This is a genomic window from Hyphomonas sp. FCG-A18 (assembly GCF_045287255.1).
In the GTDB taxonomy this organism is placed as follows: domain Bacteria; phylum Pseudomonadota; class Alphaproteobacteria; order Caulobacterales; family Hyphomonadaceae; genus Henriciella.
Window position 1 is genome coordinate 2,735,860 of the sequence record NZ_CP137142.1, and the last position, 15,934, is coordinate 2,751,793.

The 15,934-nt window shown below is 56.5% G+C and carries 18 protein-coding genes; 9 read left to right on the plus strand and 9 right to left on the minus strand.

From position 1 onward, the window contains the following. Positions 1-96 precede the first annotated feature (96 nt). Positions 97-903, plus strand: coding sequence for a pyrroline-5-carboxylate reductase (proC, locus tag RYZ27_RS13490; RefSeq protein WP_406680047.1), 807 nt, complete (start codon positions 97-99; stop codon positions 901-903). Beyond that, positions 900-1,517 carry a hypothetical protein gene (locus RYZ27_RS13495; RefSeq protein WP_406680048.1) on the plus strand — a complete coding sequence of 206 codons (618 nt, stop codon included), beginning with the start codon at positions 900-902 and terminating at the stop codon, positions 1,515-1,517. Before proC ends, RYZ27_RS13495 begins: the two co-directional genes overlap by 4 nt. On the opposite strand, the gene RYZ27_RS13500 is transcribed toward RYZ27_RS13495, so the two are convergent. The 3 genes from RYZ27_RS13500 to RYZ27_RS13510 are packed head-to-tail and all read right to left on the minus strand — an operon-like array spanning position 1,511 to position 3,963. Next, positions 1,511-2,809 carry an ATP-binding protein gene (locus RYZ27_RS13500; protein WP_406680049.1) on the minus strand — a complete coding sequence of 433 codons (1,299 nt, stop codon included), beginning with the start codon at positions 2,807-2,809 and terminating at the stop codon, positions 1,511-1,513. The two genes, RYZ27_RS13495 and RYZ27_RS13500, sit on opposite strands and share 7 nt — an antisense overlap. 9 nt (positions 2,810-2,818) lie before the next feature. Next, complete coding sequence (locus RYZ27_RS13505; protein ID WP_406680050.1) at positions 2,819-3,496, minus strand: response regulator; 678 nt, start codon at positions 3,494-3,496, stop codon at positions 2,819-2,821. After that, the gene (locus tag RYZ27_RS13510; protein WP_406680051.1) at positions 3,493-3,963 is read right to left on the minus strand and encodes a MarR family winged helix-turn-helix transcriptional regulator; all 471 of its coding nucleotides are present in this window, start codon (positions 3,961-3,963) and stop codon (positions 3,493-3,495) included. Before RYZ27_RS13510 ends, RYZ27_RS13505 begins: the two co-directional genes overlap by 4 nt. A 54-nt stretch (positions 3,964-4,017) precedes the next feature. On the opposite strand from RYZ27_RS13510, the gene RYZ27_RS13515 reads away from it, so the two are divergent. The 3 genes from RYZ27_RS13515 to RYZ27_RS13525 all read left to right on the plus strand — a co-directional run bounded on the left by RYZ27_RS13515 (position 4,018) and on the right by RYZ27_RS13525 (position 7,676). Beyond that, the gene (locus tag RYZ27_RS13515) at positions 4,018-4,902 is read left to right on the plus strand and encodes a branched-chain amino acid aminotransferase (protein WP_406680052.1); all 885 of its coding nucleotides are present in this window, start codon (positions 4,018-4,020) and stop codon (positions 4,900-4,902) included. Positions 4,903-4,954: 52 nt separating this feature from the next. Next, positions 4,955-5,755: a hypothetical protein gene (locus RYZ27_RS13520; RefSeq protein ID WP_406680053.1), complete on the plus strand. Its 801-nt coding sequence runs from the start codon at positions 4,955-4,957 to the stop codon at positions 5,753-5,755. Positions 5,756-5,837: 82 nt separating this feature from the next. Beyond that, positions 5,838-7,676, plus strand: a complete 1,839-nt coding sequence (locus tag RYZ27_RS13525) for a dipeptide ABC transporter ATP-binding protein (RefSeq protein ID WP_406680054.1) — start codon at positions 5,838-5,840, stop codon at positions 7,674-7,676. Positions 7,677-7,680: 4 nt separating this feature from the next. Here RYZ27_RS13525 and RYZ27_RS13530 read toward each other — a convergent pair whose 3' ends face one another. The 5 genes from RYZ27_RS13530 to RYZ27_RS13550 form a co-directional block, all read right to left on the minus strand. Next, the gene (locus RYZ27_RS13530; protein WP_406680055.1) at positions 7,681-8,241 is read right to left on the minus strand and encodes a beta/gamma crystallin-related protein; all 561 of its coding nucleotides are present in this window, start codon (positions 8,239-8,241) and stop codon (positions 7,681-7,683) included. Between the two features lie 88 nt (positions 8,242-8,329). Continuing rightward, entirely contained in the window at positions 8,330-8,638 is a 309-nt protein-coding gene (locus tag RYZ27_RS13535) for a winged helix-turn-helix domain-containing protein (RefSeq protein ID WP_406680056.1), read from the minus strand. An 11-nt stretch (positions 8,639-8,649) separates the two neighbouring features. Continuing rightward, entirely contained in the window at positions 8,650-9,273 is a 624-nt protein-coding gene (locus RYZ27_RS13540; protein ID WP_406680057.1) for a hypothetical protein, read from the minus strand. 65 nt (positions 9,274-9,338) lie between these two features. After that, on the minus strand, positions 9,339-9,497 hold the full coding sequence (locus tag RYZ27_RS13545; RefSeq protein WP_406680058.1) for a hypothetical protein: 159 nt from the start codon (positions 9,495-9,497) through the stop codon (positions 9,339-9,341). A gap of 65 nt (positions 9,498-9,562) precedes the next feature. Next, a complete protein-coding gene (locus RYZ27_RS13550) occupies positions 9,563-11,581 on the minus strand; it encodes an ArnT family glycosyltransferase (protein ID WP_406680059.1) in 2,019 nt (672 codons plus the stop codon). 88 nt (positions 11,582-11,669) lie between these two features. Here RYZ27_RS13550 and RYZ27_RS13555 point away from each other — a divergent pair, with 88 nt between their 5' ends. Continuing rightward, positions 11,670-13,016 (plus strand): dicarboxylate/amino acid:cation symporter, encoded by a 1,347-nt coding sequence (locus tag RYZ27_RS13555; RefSeq protein WP_406680060.1) that lies wholly within the window; start codon positions 11,670-11,672, stop codon positions 13,014-13,016. Here RYZ27_RS13555 and RYZ27_RS13560 read toward each other — a convergent pair. After that, on the minus strand, positions 13,013-13,906 hold the full coding sequence (locus RYZ27_RS13560; protein ID WP_406680061.1) for a hydrogen peroxide-inducible genes activator: 894 nt from the start codon (positions 13,904-13,906) through the stop codon (positions 13,013-13,015). The genes RYZ27_RS13555 and RYZ27_RS13560 overlap by 4 nt on opposite strands. A gap of 121 nt (positions 13,907-14,027) precedes the next feature. Here RYZ27_RS13560 and RYZ27_RS13565 point away from each other — a divergent pair, with 121 nt between their 5' ends. The 3 genes from RYZ27_RS13565 to RYZ27_RS13575 all read left to right on the plus strand — a co-directional run bounded on the left by RYZ27_RS13565 (position 14,028) and on the right by RYZ27_RS13575 (position 15,913). After that, positions 14,028-14,576, plus strand: coding sequence for a peroxiredoxin (locus tag RYZ27_RS13565; protein WP_406680062.1), 549 nt, complete (start codon positions 14,028-14,030; stop codon positions 14,574-14,576). Positions 14,577-14,751: 175 nt separating this feature from the next. Then, a complete protein-coding gene (locus RYZ27_RS13570) occupies positions 14,752-15,279 on the plus strand; it encodes a carboxymuconolactone decarboxylase family protein (RefSeq protein WP_406680063.1) in 528 nt (175 codons plus the stop codon). A gap of 43 nt (positions 15,280-15,322) precedes the next feature. Next, positions 15,323-15,913, plus strand: a complete 591-nt coding sequence (locus RYZ27_RS13575) for a GNAT family N-acetyltransferase (RefSeq protein WP_406680064.1) — start codon at positions 15,323-15,325, stop codon at positions 15,911-15,913. The last annotated feature ends 21 nt before the right edge of the window (positions 15,914-15,934 follow it).

The window sequence follows — 15,934 nt, forward strand, 5'->3', positions numbered from 1 at the left end:
GCGCGCCGATCCCGGTTTGCGAAGACCCAGATAACGCTCCCCTTGCGTTACTCTGACAGCTCGTCCAATCAGGCATAAACGATCATAAGGTGAGATATGACCAAACCAGCACTGACTTTGATTGGCGCAGGCCGCATGGGTTCAGCCCTCATGGGGGGATGGCTGAAGGGTGGCTTTGCCGGGAAGATTGATGTGGTTGATCCCAATCCGAGTACGGCGCTGGCTGACTTGGCCGCCTCTGGTGAGATCCGCCTCAACCCCCCTGTGACCCCAGCGGAGACGCTGATTGTCGCCGTAAAGCCACAAGTGTTTGCCTCGGTCAGTGAAGATATTCGCAGCCATATCGGGCCGGGCACAACCGTTCTGTCAATTATGGCTGGCGTGTCTCTGGAGACACTGGAAACCCGCCTCGGCACGCCAGATGTCGCCCGAGCGATGCCGAACACGCCCGGTCTCGTTGGCAAAGGTGTCACCCTGCTCTGCTTCAAGGATGGCACTGACGCCGAAACGCAAAATCGCTTACGCGGCCTGCTTGAACCCCTCGGCACTGTCGAAGGCCCGATCAGCGAAGACTTGCTACCCGCTGCCACCGCTATTTCAGGCTGCGGTCCGGCCTATGGCTTCCTGCTCGCTGAAGTCATGGCTGCTGCCGGGATTGCGCACGGCCTGGAGGAGGGCATGGCTCATCGCCTCGCCCGCAAAACCGTTGAAGGGGCCGGGGCCTTGATGGAAGCTTCCCCGGAAACTGCCGCCACCCTGCGCCAGAATGTGACCTCTCCGAACGGGGTGACGCAGGCCGCGCTGGAAGTCTTGATGCGCGACCCGGCAATGCCATCTCTATTCGTAGAAGCCATTGCTGCTGCAATCGCGCGTGACAGGGAGCTTAGTCAGGAGACCGCATGACCCGCGAGGAGATCATTCACAAAGGGATCACCGCTGCCTTAAGTCTTGCAGCGAACACGCCTTGGGCGCACCTGACCCTCAAACAGATCGCTGATGAGGCCGGGTTTTCTATGGCGGAGTTTCACGGGGTTGCAGACAAAGCTGATCTTGCCGCTGGTGTTGAAGCCCATTTCGATAAAGCGATGAGCGAAGGTTCTTTTGAAAGTGATGAAACGCCGCGCACCCGCCTATTCGATGTGATCATGATGCGGTTCGAAGCGATGGAAGACGTTCGTGATGGAACACGGTCGTATCTTAAGTGGCGTGATCGCAGCCTGAGTGGTCTCTCGAACCGCGTGAAAGGTCGCGCCGCGACGGCGCGCTGGGCCTTGAGCTGCTCTGGTCTTGATGGCGGTGATGGCCTACCCCTTCCACTACAAATCACGGGCCTCGCTTGGGCGATTGCGCAGGCTGAGCAGGCCTGGAAACAGGAAACCAGCCCCGATCTGACCCGCACCATGGCCACCCTCGACACTGAACTGATCGCGCTGGAAGAACGCGCTCAATGGCTCAAAGGGCGTCGCAAACCCAAACCAAGCGCAACCGAAAGCCCGCCAGACGAAGCCGCTCAGTAGGGTAGCTTCAAGCGTACCCGCAAGCCACCCATCGGGCTGTCTTCAAGACGGATATCTCCGCCATGGCTTTTGGCAAAATCGCGCGCCAGCGTCAGACCCAGCCCGCTTCCGGCAATGTTCTGCGTACGCGCATCATCGAGCCGGTGGAAAGGTTTGAACGCATCTTCCCGCTTATCCTCAGGGATGCCCGGACCATTATCGTCAATCAGGATTTCCGCCATGCGCGGGCCTTTCACCAGCCGAACCTCGCATCGATCGCCATAACCGACTGCATTGCTGATAAGGTTAGAAAGCGTTCGCGACAGCGCCATAGGCCGAACAGCGACGGTGATTGCCGGGGCCTCGATGACATCTGCGCCATCAATCCGCTCCACAACAGTCCGCGCCATATGGTCGAGGCGCAATTCCTCGGCTTGCTCGCCCTCAACACCGCTGGCAAAGGCGAGATACTCGTCCAGCATCTTGGCCATGTCGTCGAGGTCGGCCCGCGCGCCTTCAATCTCTTCGCTTTGTTCCATCATCGCCAATTGCAGTTTCAGGCGGGTAAGCGGTGTGCGTAAATCATGGCTGACCCCGGCCAGCATTTCAGTCCGCTGATCCGCAAAAGCCGTCAGGCGCGCACGCATATCGGTAACCGCCCGCGCCGCATCGCGAATTTCGGTTGGCCCGGATGGGCGGAAGCCTGGCACATCGCGCCCACGTCCAAAGGCTTTAGCCGCCTCTGTCAGGGACAGGATGGACCGCACCTGATTACGCAAGAAGGCAAAAGACAAAGCCAACATAAACAGTGCGCCCAACAGAACCCAGACAATCGTGAAGTGCGTGTTCGCCGCCAAAGCACGCTTGCGAGCGACAAGAACGCGCGCAATCTTGCCATCCACTTCACTTCGGAAATCGAGCACCGTCCCGGCTTCAAGGGAGCGCACATCAACTGGCCTCGTGATGAAGGCCTCAAGCTGTAGACGCAACACATGGTCATAACTGAATTTGGCCCGTGCGCCGGGCGGCCAGGTCATGCCGCCCTGATAATCACAATCGAGAATAAAGCCGAGTTGGTCCTCCACGCCCATTTCCTGAGCAAGCCCACGATCAGAGTCCGCACAAACATCCAACACCAAGCCAATCTCGCGCGCGATAGACTGGGACAGCTTCTCGTTCACATCCTTGATGTGCTCCTGATAGTAATAGAAAGCGAAAATCGCGAAAACCAGCACAACAGGCACGGCAACAAGTAAAGCGAGACGCGCATTCAGGCCGCGCGGGGTGTAATTGCGAAGACGAAACGCGCTCATAGTCTGCCCCTAGTCTGGCATTAGGCGGTAACCAATTCCGCGTACGGTTTGCAAATGAATCGGGTTCTTCGGATCTGGCTCAATTTTCTTGCGCAGCCGTGTCACTTGCACGTCTATGCTCCGCTCGCTGCCATTTGAGGTCTGCTCAGCTAATCCTTCCCGGCTGAAGGCTTCGCCCGGCTGTTGCGCCATCAGGGTCAACAGCTGCAACTCCCCATCGGTCAGCCGGATAGCCCCTTCTGGACCCGTTAGGACACCCCTTTTGACATCAAAAACAAGCCCAGACATTTCCACCTCGCCCGGCGGCTCTGGCATATGCGTACGCCGCAAAATCGCAGCAACGCGCAGAGAAAGCTCCTCAGGCTCAAACGGCTTGGGTAAATAATCGTCCGCACCCAGTTTAAGGCCTTCAATTCGGTCACTGGCATTTCCGCGCGCTGTAAGCAGCAAGACCGGGGTCTGATTCCCATCCTGTCGCAGGGCCGATAACAGGCTTAACCCATCCTCGCCCGGCATCATGATATCGAGAATAGCAAGATCAAAGCTGAAGGTCTGAAACAGTTTACGCGCGGCCTTTGCGTCGGCCGCGACCGTCATCTTATACCCTTGCCGCCCCAGGTACTTTTTTAACAGGTCACGGATGCGGTCATCATCATCGACAATCAGCAGATGTTGGGCCTCAATCATATCAGCGCCTCCAGAACCGCCCGTGCCCCGGCCACTGCATTTGCCCCTGCTTTGCGATAGGCATTCCTTAGGGCATTGCGCATGGCGATTGTCGCAGGATCAGTCAGCCGTTTGCCCTCTGTCGTCAGGAACAAAACCCGCGCTCGTCCATCCGTTTCACTTTTTTGCCGCTCTATAAGACGTCGCCGGCCAAGGTCCCCGATAATCCGCGCAAAGGTCGGCACCGTCGCCCCCAGATGCTCCCGCAAGGCACTCACCGTCAGACCCGGCTGAAAGCGCAAAGCAATCAGAGTGCGCGCCGCAAGCTGCGGCATAGCCTCCAATTGTGCAATTTCTGCAGCCTCCTTCAGCAGGGCTCTTTCCCCCGCCAAAACAAGGGCGATTCCATAATCAAGCTCCTCATCCCGCAAGAAAAGTCGGGGATCAAAACCGGGAGCATTCGCGCGCATCTGGTTGACATCAGGCATAGTGATCGGACAATGCCGTTGAAACGAGTAAAAGTGCAAGACAGGAAGTATCCCATGGCAGGCCTGCCCTATGATGACCGCGACGGCTATATCTGGATGGATGGCGTCTTTACGCCTTGGCGCGAGGCGAAGGTGCATGTGCTGACCCATGCCCTCCACTACGCCTCCAGCGTGTTTGAAGGTGAGCGGGCTTATGGCGGGGTGATCTATGCGTCACGTCGCCATTCAGAGCGTCTGGCCAATTCAGCCAAGATTATGGGTTTTGAGCTTCCTGTCAGCGTTGACGAGCTTGAGGCGATTAAAGCCGAAGCGCTCGCCAAATCTGGTCTGGAAAACGCCTATGTCCGCGCCTTCGCGTGGCGCGGCAGTGAGATGATGGGCGTTTCGGCCCAGTCTAACACGATCCATCTTGCGGTCGCTGTCTGGGCTTGGGGCGACTATTTCGCTGATAAGATGAAGGGCATTCGGATGACGCATGCCCAGTGGAAGCGCCCGAGCCCGGAAAGCGCACCGTCCCATGCTAAAGCCGCAGGGCTCTATATGATTTGCACGCTATCCAAGCATGCCGCTGAGAATGCAGGCTATGCTGACGCTCTGATGCTGGATTATCGCGGGCACGTTGCAGAAGCGACCGGGGCGAACATTTTCTTCATTCGCGACGGGGCGCTGCATACGCCAACACCAGATTGCTTCCTTAACGGGATTACCCGCCAGACCGCGATGAAGCTGGCAGAGGCACGCCAGATTGAAGTGGTTGAGCGGACGATCATGCCGGACGAGCTCGGCACTTTCAGCGAGTGCTTTATTACGGGTTCAGCCGCGGAGATCACACCGGTCGCAGAGATTGGCGAGTTTACGTACAAGCCAAGTCATATCTCAGAGGCTCTGGTAACCGATTATGCTGATCTGGTGCATCGCCGCATCCCAATGCCTGCCTAAGGTGACAAGGCTTTAAGTTGCGCAACGACCCTTGCCCACGCATCCCTTTGCGATGCGTGGGCTTGTGGCATATCTGCTAAAGCATGGACAACTGACCGCTCTTTTCGGAGCGACGTTCCTGCATGTCGCGGTCTTTGGTATTGTCCTGTCCTTACCCCGCTCAAGCCCGACATATGAGCCCCACATGCCAATCTCAGTCATCCTCTATGAGGCGCCAGAACCAGAGCAGCCTCCTGAGCCGGAGCCTGAACAAGAACTCAGTCCAGACCCCACACCCATTAAGACTCAAGAGCCAAACATCCCTGCCCCAGCACCTCCTGCCCAGCGCCCTGAACCCGTAACCAGCTTCACCGAAGCCCCAGACCAGACCGAAGCGGTTGTTCAACCTCCGGTGCCCCCAAATCAGGAAGAACCTGTTCAGAATACCCCCACCCAAACCACAGCGCTGGAACAAGTTGCGGGCATCCTTCAGCGCGCAGACTGCAATCGCCTTGGTCGCGATGAGCGGCCCGATTGCCCCCCATCCGATCCGTTCGCTGCTGCTGAAGCCCTGCAGGATTTGCAGGACCCGAAAGGACCTATTTCAATACCAGACTTACAAGCATTCGGGCCGCAAGGCATGGCAGAAAGTTACCTGTCGGCTCGCGGCTGGAAACCTTCCCTGCCCGGCCCCGGAAGCGCCGAAGGGCTTGGCGCAAGCAGCCTGATCAATCTGGGCAGCATTGATAATACTACGTTTGCCGACCCCATGGCCAAGGGCGCTTATAATGCGCAACGTATTCGTAACGGACAGGCACCCATCTGGGACAAGGAGATTGAGGACGCGTTGAAAGACGCCCGCGACCAGCGTTGAACTGCAACAGATCGTCAGAAAGGCTTGACTTTGATGGCCCATTTCCGCCCTCTACCTTTGAATTTCTAAAAGGACTGCCCCTGTGACTGAACCTATCCTGAGTGTCCGTGATCTGCGGGTTGATTTTGACACCCCGGACGGCGCGGTCCACGCGGTTAAAGGCACTAGTTTTGAGGTTGCAGCGGGCGAATGCCTTGGCATTGTCGGGGAGTCCGGCTCAGGCAAATCTCAAACGGTTCTCGCAGCCATGGGCCTTCTGGCCGATAATGGCAAAGCGTCCGGCTCCATCAAGTTTAACGGCACGGATATGCTCACCGCTAACGCCGCGACCCTGCGCAAGATTCGCGGCGAAGAAATGTCGATGATCTTCCAGAACCCGCTGACCAGTCTGACCCCGCATATGACCGTGGGCGCGCAAATGCGCGAAGTGCTGGCCCTGCATAAGGGCATCAAGGGCGAGGAAGCCAACCAGAAATGCGTGGACTGGCTGGAGCATGTTCGCATCCCTGAAGCCCGTCGCCGTATGGATCAGTTCCCACATGAGCTTTCTGGCGGGATGCGCCAGCGTGTCATGGTCGCCATCGCCATGCTGTGTGGCCCAAAACTCCTACTCGCCGATGAGCCAACGACCGCGCTGGATGTGACCGTTCAGGCTCAGGTGCTCGACCTGATGGATGAGCTGAAACGCGAGATCGGAACCGGTATCGCCCTGATCACCCATGATATGGGCGTGGTCGCCCGGATGTGCGATCGCGTGGTCGTGATGCGCTATGGCGAGATTGTCGAGACCGGATCAATCGACGATATCTTCTACAACCCCCAGCATGAATACACCAAGATGCTGCTGGATGCGGTGCCTCGCATCGACCAACCGAACCGCCCGGGCCGACCGACACTTGGCCCACCGCCCTCTGCGGATATTGAGCCGATCCTGAAGGCTGAAGAACTGAAAGTCCATTTCCCGATCAATGTTGGCGGTGGTCTGTTCGGCAAAGTGAAGCCCTTGCGCGCCGTGGATGGCGTCAGTTTCGACCTGCGTCCCGGTGAAACGCTCGGCGTGGTCGGCGAATCCGGCTGTGGAAAATCAACGCTCGCCCGCGCTGTTCTCAAACTAGTGCCCCAGACCGCTGGAACGGTTGCCTGGATGGGGCGCGACATCAGCGATGCCGACCGCAAGACGATGAATGGTCTGCGCGATGATCTGCAAATCGTGTTTCAGGACCCCATGGCTTCGCTTGATCCACGCATGACGATTGGTAACTCGATTGGCGAACCGCTGACCGTGCATGAACCACAGCTCGATAAGGCTTCGCGGGAAGCCCGCGTACGGGAAATCATGCCACGGGTTGGACTCGATCCAGCTCTGATCAATCGCTACCCGCATGAACTTTCAGGCGGCCAGAACCAGCGGGTCGGGATTGCTCGCGCAATGATCCTGTCTCCTAAGCTCGTGGTCTGTGATGAAGCAGTCTCAGCCCTTGATGTTTCGGTTCAGGCCCAGGTCGTCGATCTATTGATCGGACTTCAGAAAGAGTTTGACCTCGCCATGATCTTTATCAGTCACGACCTCTCGGTCGTGCGGGAGATCAGCCACCGCGTTATGGTCCTCTATCTTGGCAAGATTGTTGAGATTGCCGGGCGTGAAGAGATTTATGAGGATGCCCGTCATCCTTACACACAGGCTCTAATCTCTGCGGTTCCAAACCCCGACCCAAAGACCGAACGCACACGACCCCGCGTCAAACTGGAAGGCGACCTGCCCAGCCCAATGGATACACGCGCGCCGCTGCGCTTCCTGAAATCTCGCGTGATTGATGATGCAGACGCTCAACAGTATACCCCGAAGCTGATCGAAATCGCTCCGGGGCATGTTGTGGCTGAGCATGATCCATTTGAGGGCTCAGAAGGGCTACAGGCTTAAACCTCTATTTCTTACATAAGACATCGGTCAGGTTGCGACGGTCAAAGTTTGCATAGGCAACGCCGCGATAGCCCATGTCCCGGCAAAACTCGCGGGCATTCCCGCGCTGTGCAGGGATGCGATCACCATAGGCGTCGCGCGGACGCGGAAAGAATACCGTAGCTGGTCCCTGAACCCCTTCACTACGTGGGCGCCTATCCCGGCGTGGGCGATCTCCTCGATGCGAAATCGGGCGCATGGATGTGATATTATCGTTCATGCGAATGTCCGAAAGATGTGCAATCGGTCCCGTCACCAATTGGCAGCGCCCCCGGAAGTTCGGATGCTCACAAATCTCCCACTTTCCACGCAGCTCTAAGGATGAAATCGTATCATTGAAACGGAAATAGTTCAGATCACGCACAACCCCATCAAAGACGCGCGACTGACCGCGGAAATTCGGATGTTCGTAAACAATAATCTCACCGCTATGGCGCCCACCTTTCAAGGCATCCGCAGTGGCGGGAGAAAAGGCCGCTGTCGCGCTGGCGAGGGCGACCAGAAGTGTGTTCTTGAAAATCGTCATGTCAGTCTTCCTTCATCTGGTGAAGAGAGACTGACATGGTCAGTTTGAACGCACCGGGAGTACGAGCTTCATCGCAGGTTCAGGAAAATTACTCCGCCGCCCGCATCAGGCCTTGCATATGCTCAATCCAGGCAATCCAGGCCTTTCGCCCGGTATCTGTCAGGAAGACACGCGTCTGGGGACGCTTTCCGACAAATCGCTTCTCCTGTTTGACGTATCCAGCTTCTTCCAGCTTCTTCAGATGGGTCGACAGATTGCCGTCCGTAGCCCCGACCTTATCCCGCAATTCGCCAAAGATGGCGGGGCTAGCCGTCGAGAGGTAGGCCATGACCCCAAGCCGAAGACGACCATGGATCACATCATCAATCGCACTGTGATCAAAGGGATTCTCACTCATTGTGACCTCCCTTAAACAATGCTTTTGGGTTCACGCATCAACATAAGAAGGCCCGGCAAGAAAGCGGTGAGGAAAGCGCCTAAAGCCGCAACCGCCCAGATAAACAGGGTATCGCTGAATAAGGTCGAGACCACGATCATACCGAGGGCACCATAGCCCGCTGCTTTCAAGACTGTGTTTCTGGCAATCGCGCCAGAGGTAAACAAGCCAATCGCATAGGCTGTGAATACGAGCGGTAGCGAGCCCATAAACCCAGCTGTCGCATCGCCGCCCAAAAAAGCTTTGATCGTTAGCGTGATGAAATAGGCAAACAAGCTGAAGCCAGCGATCATCCAGACACTCGCCTCCACCTTGTTGGTTGCTGAGGATTGACCCGGCTTATCCGCAGGCATGGTTTTGACGAGCGTAAAATAGCCAACCAAGCCAACAACACCGAAGACAGACCATAAAATGCCATAAGCCGCATCGCCGACTTTCAGAACATCACTGACGATCAGATAATGTCCGGCATAGGCCAGTGTCATGAGGCCGCCCCACCAAACGAGAAAGCGTCCACCCAGCAGAGGCGATTGCTGTCCAGCTTCTGCAAGATCACGCACATAAGCCAGATCATCGGTTAGAGAGGGATTATTCATTGAAAACTCCTTTCACTTTGAATTTCAAAGCTAGCAAACAAATTCACTTTGTCAAGCAAAGTACTTTATCTATGTTTGTCGCGTAGGCGTCTGGATTTACGGCGATGGCCCGGAACGCTGATCCCCTCAGCTTCCAATTGCTTGCGTTGTTTAATGGTGCGCAGGCGTTTTCGGATGCGAGCGCGCTCTTCAGCCCGGGCATTCGCTTTGGCTTGAAACCGCATGACCATCCCCACCGCCGCAAATGTAAACAGGCATAGGATCAGGGGGATTAGCATCGTGGAAAACCTTACTCTTGTGGCCCCTCATCGCAGGGCTCAGCCTCAAACCGTAATGCGATGAAATTCACCGGATCACCATTCGAGTAGTTCAGGGCATAAACTGGTTCCGAACGACTGACGCAGCGATCTTGCACAGCCGCTTCGCGCAACAAAGTCTCGGTTGCGGGCAGCGCATCCTTGTCTTCCATGTTGAGCAGGAAAACCACCGGATACAGGCTATCGCGCTCCGGCAACTCCACGACCGTCTCAGGCGGATGAAGATTTTGTGTCCCGAGGCTCAGAACATAGCTCGGCTCAGCATACCCCACGGCGAGAATACGGTCAGGGCTTACTCGTCCATCTTCACAGGCCTCCGAAGGGACGCCACAAACCTGCTGAAGTGCTGCCCGCGCGCTCTCCGTTGGCTGGAGCCAGAGCTGCTGCGGGATGAAATGGGCGCGCGCATGCCAGCCGAGCAGGACGCTGGCGGCGATCCCCGCTGTCGCGGCAATTCCAATTCGCTTGTACAGGAATGAGGCTAGGGCGACCGCGATCGCTATGCCGCCCAAGACCCAGAAATAGATTGGGAACTCCAACGCAGAACCCCACTGAGCCAGAGCCTCACTCGCTTCAATCGTTTTGAAGTCCCCTGCCGCTTCGGTTTTGACCAAGCGCGCCGCCAAGGGCGAGCTGACAAACATCAGCAAAATCCCGCCCAGCATGAACAAGCCAAGGCTGAGCCAGCGCGAGACAGGCATCCGCTCGCCTTCCATCAGCTTTACGCCAACCCAGCCACAAATCAGCGCATAGGCTGGATAAGCAGGCAAAATGTAATGGCTGAGCCGGGTTGGCATCAGCTCAAAGAAAATCGTCGTCAGAACGGCTGTCGCGACAAGAAAGCGAAGCGCCTTCGCCTCATCGGTCAGGGGTCGTGCATCACTAATAATCCAGCGGCTTTTCCACTCATCCCGCGTCGAGAGCCACCAGAACCCAAAGATGATGAGCGCCGGATATGCTGCCGGGGCACCAGCGCCCAACTCATTGGGTAGGATCCACGTCGCAAGCGCGGTCACAGCTCCAAGGGTCAGCAGCACAAAAATCGCATCTGTGCCCCGCCGCCGCGCGGCTTCACTCACCCCGCGCAGGGACTTCCAGGCCAAAACCACACCCGGCACCAACAGGATCACTGCCGGGAAGAACCAGGCCGGAATGTGCGAGAGGTGATAAAGCGGCCAACCCGCATGGCCTTCAGAAGCGCCAGCGAACTTGTCTTTTAGGTCCTTGCCCACTGCGCCTTGCAGGAAAGCACCGTCCGTCGCGATTTGAATGGCAATAAGCCAGGGCAGGAACATTGCCGCAGCCAGAAGTGGCCCCGGCCACCAGAGCAATGGCTTCCACCAATCGCCGCCTTTACCTTCAGCCGCTTTTGCCCAGACCCAGACCCCAAACCCAGCATAGGCCGCGACCATTGGTGTGACCGGGCCTTTGATCAGCAAACCAGCCCCAATGAAGAACCAGAAGATCAAAGCCATACGTTTCGGTTTGGCCGTCTGCCCCATATACAGCCGCGCGATGGCCCCGACACTCATGGTGGTGAAGAAAATCAGCACTGCATCGGTCTTGGAAATATGCGCCTCACTGGTCACCAAAAGCGTCGCGCCATAGAGCGCTGCGCCCAGAAAAGCAGGCCTTCGCCCAATCAAGACAATCCCGCACCAGAACACGGCCAGCGTTGAAAGCGCCGCACCAATCCAGCTTGGCACGCGATAGGTCCAGATTTCGAGCTTGTCCTCATCGCCTAAAACATGCGTCGCTCCGGCCTGTAACCAGTGAATACCTGCTGGCTTCTTGTTCCGGAACTCATCCTGATAACGGATCGTCAGATAATCACCCGTCTCGATGTATTGCTTGGAGGCTTGGGCGAACCGGCTCTCATCCCGATCAAGCGATGGCAGGCCAAAAACACCCGGTGCAGCCGCCGCAAAGGTGATCGTGAATAAAATGAACCAAGCCTTCCAGCCGGTCGAAAGTCGTTCGAGCAAATCCATGTTTTGCTCTTATCCCGCCACCGCCCTGTTGAACAGCACCACAATGCGTTCTAGCGTCATCAAAAGAGAAGACTTCGGGAGGAAAATCGTGGGCTGGTGGTTCAAGACTGATCTATGGAAACGTGTGATGCTCGGGCTTGTGCTTGGCCTAGCGGTCGGGCTGGGTCTGCGTTACGGCATGGGCGCGGAGGGCGCCAAATCGGCGGCAACCTATTTCAAGCCATTCGGCGATGCCTTCATGAACCTGATCAGGATGCTGGTTGTGCCTCTGATCTTTACGACGCTGGTCGCCGGAGTTTTGGCGATGGGGGATCCCAAGAAGCTTGGTAGTCTTGGGGCACGCACAATCGGCATTTACATGGTCACTACACTGTTTGCCGTCACAATCGGCTTGGTCGTGGGCACGATCATTCAGCCAGGCGGCGGATATGATCTATCCAATGTCGCCAGTGAAGACATAGCTGCCACAAAGGCTCGCCTTGAAGCTGGTGGCGCGCTTGTGGAGCGTACGGTCTTTGAACAGCTAACTGGAACAATACTCGCGATTATTCCTCCCAACCCAGTAGCCGCCATGGTGCAAGGAGATGTTCTGGCAATTATTTTCTTTGCCATTCTATTTGGTATCGGTGTCCTGATGTCAGGCGAAGCCGGTAAACCTGTTGCAGACTTTTTCGAAAGCGCATCCGAAGCCGTCCTGAAACTAACCCTCATGGTGATGGAAACAGCTCCATTTGGAGTCTTCGCTCTGATGGCATGGGTCATGGCTGATCAGGGACTTCAAGTCGTGATTTCCATGGGATGGATGACCCTTGCTCTGTACATTGCCTGTGCGATTCATATTGCAATTACGCATGGCGGACTTCTAAAGCTCATTGGCCGTCTACCTCTAATTCCATTCTTCCGAGGTGTAACAGACGCACAAGCTGTGGCCTTCTCAACGTCTTCAAGTAACGCAACATTGCCAATGACTATTAGCGTCGCTGAGACAAACCTTGGCATTCGCAAGACTGTTGCCGGTTCGGTCCTCCCACTAGGGGCCACGATTAATATGGATGGCACTGCACTTTATCAGGGCCTGATCGCCCTCTTTGCCGCGCAAGCCCTTGGGATTGATATCAGCTTAGGCATGTATGTGACCGTGGCACTTATGGCGACGCTTGTCTCAATTGGAACAGCAGGGATTCCTTCCGTCAGTTTGTTCCTTGCGACAACAACGCTGAGTGTCGTTGGGGCTACGCCGGATCAGATGGCGCTGATTCTGACCCCGCTTTTCGCTTTTGACCGACTACTGGACATGATGCGGACCGTCACGAACATTACCGGAGACCTTGCCGTTGCCTCGGTGGTCGCCAAGGCGGAGGGCGATCTTGATGAAGATGTCTACCGTGAGCAGGATAACCTGACCGCCCATATCGACGACCGGGAAAAAGCCTAAAGCACCGCGCGGACAATCTCGCCAATCATCTGTGCCTCAGCTGCGCGCGGTGACCCTGTGCGCCAGGCAATCCCGATGCGTCGCCCAATCATCGGCGTATCAAAGCGGCGCAAGGCGACATCCGCGCCGGAGGTAACCCCGGCTTCAGTCGCAATTTTTGGCAACAAAGACACACCAAGCCCGCCCGCAACCATATGCACCAGCGTTGGCAGGCTGGTCGCGGTCACATCTGCGCCACCGCGCTTCGAAGGCAAACGGCAAACCGATAGCGCATGATCGCGCAGGCAATGTCCGTCCTCCAAGAGCAGAACATCTTCCTCGACCAGATCAGACGCGCTCAGATGGTCTGCCCCTGCCAAAGCATGATCGGTGGGCGCGACCAAGAGAAACTCGTCCTCGCCAAGTTCCATCGTTTCAATACCGCTGGCCTCCCAAGGCAGGGCAATCAGCGCCGCATCAAGCTTCCGCGCGCGTAAGCCTTCCAATAGCCGCTCGGTCTGGTCTTCTCGCAGGTACAGTTTCAATTCCGGATGCGACTGGCGCAGGGCTTTCAGGGTTCGAGGCAACAGGAAAGGCGCAATGGTGGGGATCGCCCCTAAACGGAAGGGGCCAGACAAAGGCGCACCAGCCTGTCGCGCGGCCGAAACCATATCCGCTGTGTCGGACAGGATGGCTCTTGCCCGCTCAACGGCGGCCGCACCGGCCCGGGTCAAAGATGCCCCGCGCGATTCCCGCTCAACCAGCTGAACGCCCAGTAAAGCTTCGGTTTCCTTAATCGCAGACGACAAGGTCGGCTGGGTCACATGGCAGGCATCGGCAGCTTTTGAGAACGATCCCTCATCGGCAATCGCGCATAGGAATTCGAGCTGTCTCAGGGTCGGTAAATGCATAAAAAATATCTATACTAAGGGTTCAAAAACTCAATTTGCGGCACCGCACAATTCGCGCCATACGCTGGCTTAGAGCAAAAGCTCTCTAAAGACTTCTATAACCTCCCAGAAAGGATGCACCATGCTCGGAATTGGTGACAAAATGCCCGACTTCAAAATCACGGGTGTCAAACCGAAATTCATGCAACACGAAGAGAATGGCGAAAGCGCGTTTGAGACGCTGACCCAGGACAGCTTTGAGGGCAAGTGGAAGGTCATCTTCTTCTACCCAAAAGACTTCACCTTCGTTTGCCCAACCGAAATCGCAGAATTCGCTCGCCTTGGCGAAGAATTCGATGATCGTGACGCTGTTGTTCTTGGTGGATCAACTGATAATGAGTTCACAAAGCTCGCCTGGCGCCGTGATCACGAAGATTTGAAAGAACTGCCAATCTGGCAATTTGCCGACACAAATGGCTCTCTGGTTGATGGCCTCGGTGTGCGCAATGCTGCTGAAGGTGTTGCCTATCGCGCGACATACGTGGTCGATCCACACAATGAAATTCAGCACGTTTACGTCACGAACCTGAACGTTGGCCGCAACCCACAGGACACCCTGCGCGTGCTTGACGCCTTGCAAACTGATGAGCTTTGCCCATGTAACCGTCCAGTAGGCGGCGACACTCTGTAAAAGAGGCGTCTCTCTTACAAAAAACGCATCTGGCGGCAATTGATCCCCCCTCAAGCCCCGTCGCCAGAGATGCGCAGCCCTGGCAGATCTCCTCCCTCCCCCCTTAAAGATCTGCCGGGGCTATTTTCTTTCCCAAATGTCCATTCTGCCTGCTACCGATAAAGGAGCCGCGCCCATGTCTATTGCCGATCTGAAATCCGCCCTGCCTGACTATGCCAAGGATCTGAAACTCAACCTTGGGTCCCTGATGAATGAAACCATTCTCAGCGAGCAACAAAAGTATGGTTGCGCGCTGGCTTGCGCCTATGCGGTTGGCACAGCAGATATCGTTAAAGGCATTAGCGGGGAAGTCGCAGACAAGCTTAGCCCTGAAGCAACAAAAGCCGCCAAGGCGGCTGCGGCCATTATGGGCATGAACAATATCTATTACCGCTCGGTACACCTGATGAAGGCAGACGTTTATGGCACGCTTCCAGCCAAGCTGCGCATGAACGTTATTGGAGCGCCCGGCATCGAGAAAGCCGATTTTGAGCTTTACTCCATGGCGGTGTCTGCCGTGAATGGCTGTGGCATGTGCCTGGATGCGCATGAAGCGGAGCTGCGCAAGCATGGTCTGACCAGCGAACAGATTCAGACCAGCCTGCGCATTGCCGCGGTGATCAACGCCGTTGCCCGCGTGCTTCAGGCCGAGAGCGTCATCTAAAAGTTTTACTTGAAACCCTGCGCGGCGCTGTCACATTCGAACTATGGACCTGACCGCACCTGGCCTCAGCAATTCTGTGATCAGCCTCGAACCTTTGAGCGAGGCACATCGCGAGGCCCTGCGCGCCACAGATGCGGTTGCGCATATGTGGATTTCCATGCCCGCTATTCAGCGCGGTGCCGGGTTTGACGTTTACTTCGATTACATGCTGCGCTGCGCGAAAGACGGCACTGATTACGCGCTCGCCATCCTTGATCCGCGTGACAATGATCGCTTTGTCGGGGTCACCGCATTCCTTGGGCCCAGTCGCATTCATCGCCGCGTCGGCATTGGCTATACATGGATTGAAGAAAGCCTGCGCGGTAAGGGCGTTTATGATGCGATCAAGCTACTCATGATCCAGCGCGCGATAAAATGGGGCGCCAAGCGGATCGAATGGCTGATCGAAGCCCCCAACACGCACGCGATTGAATCGATCGAACGGCGCGGCGCGGTCCGTGAGGGTGTCCTGCGCCAGTATCACAAGCTCGCCGATGGCACCTGGGTCGACGTTGTCGTCCTGTCCCTGCTGCGCGATGAAGCCAATGCAACCATTGAACGGCTGGAAGAGGCCCTCGCCACAGCCCGGACTTGATTTCCTGAACCACCCGTGCTT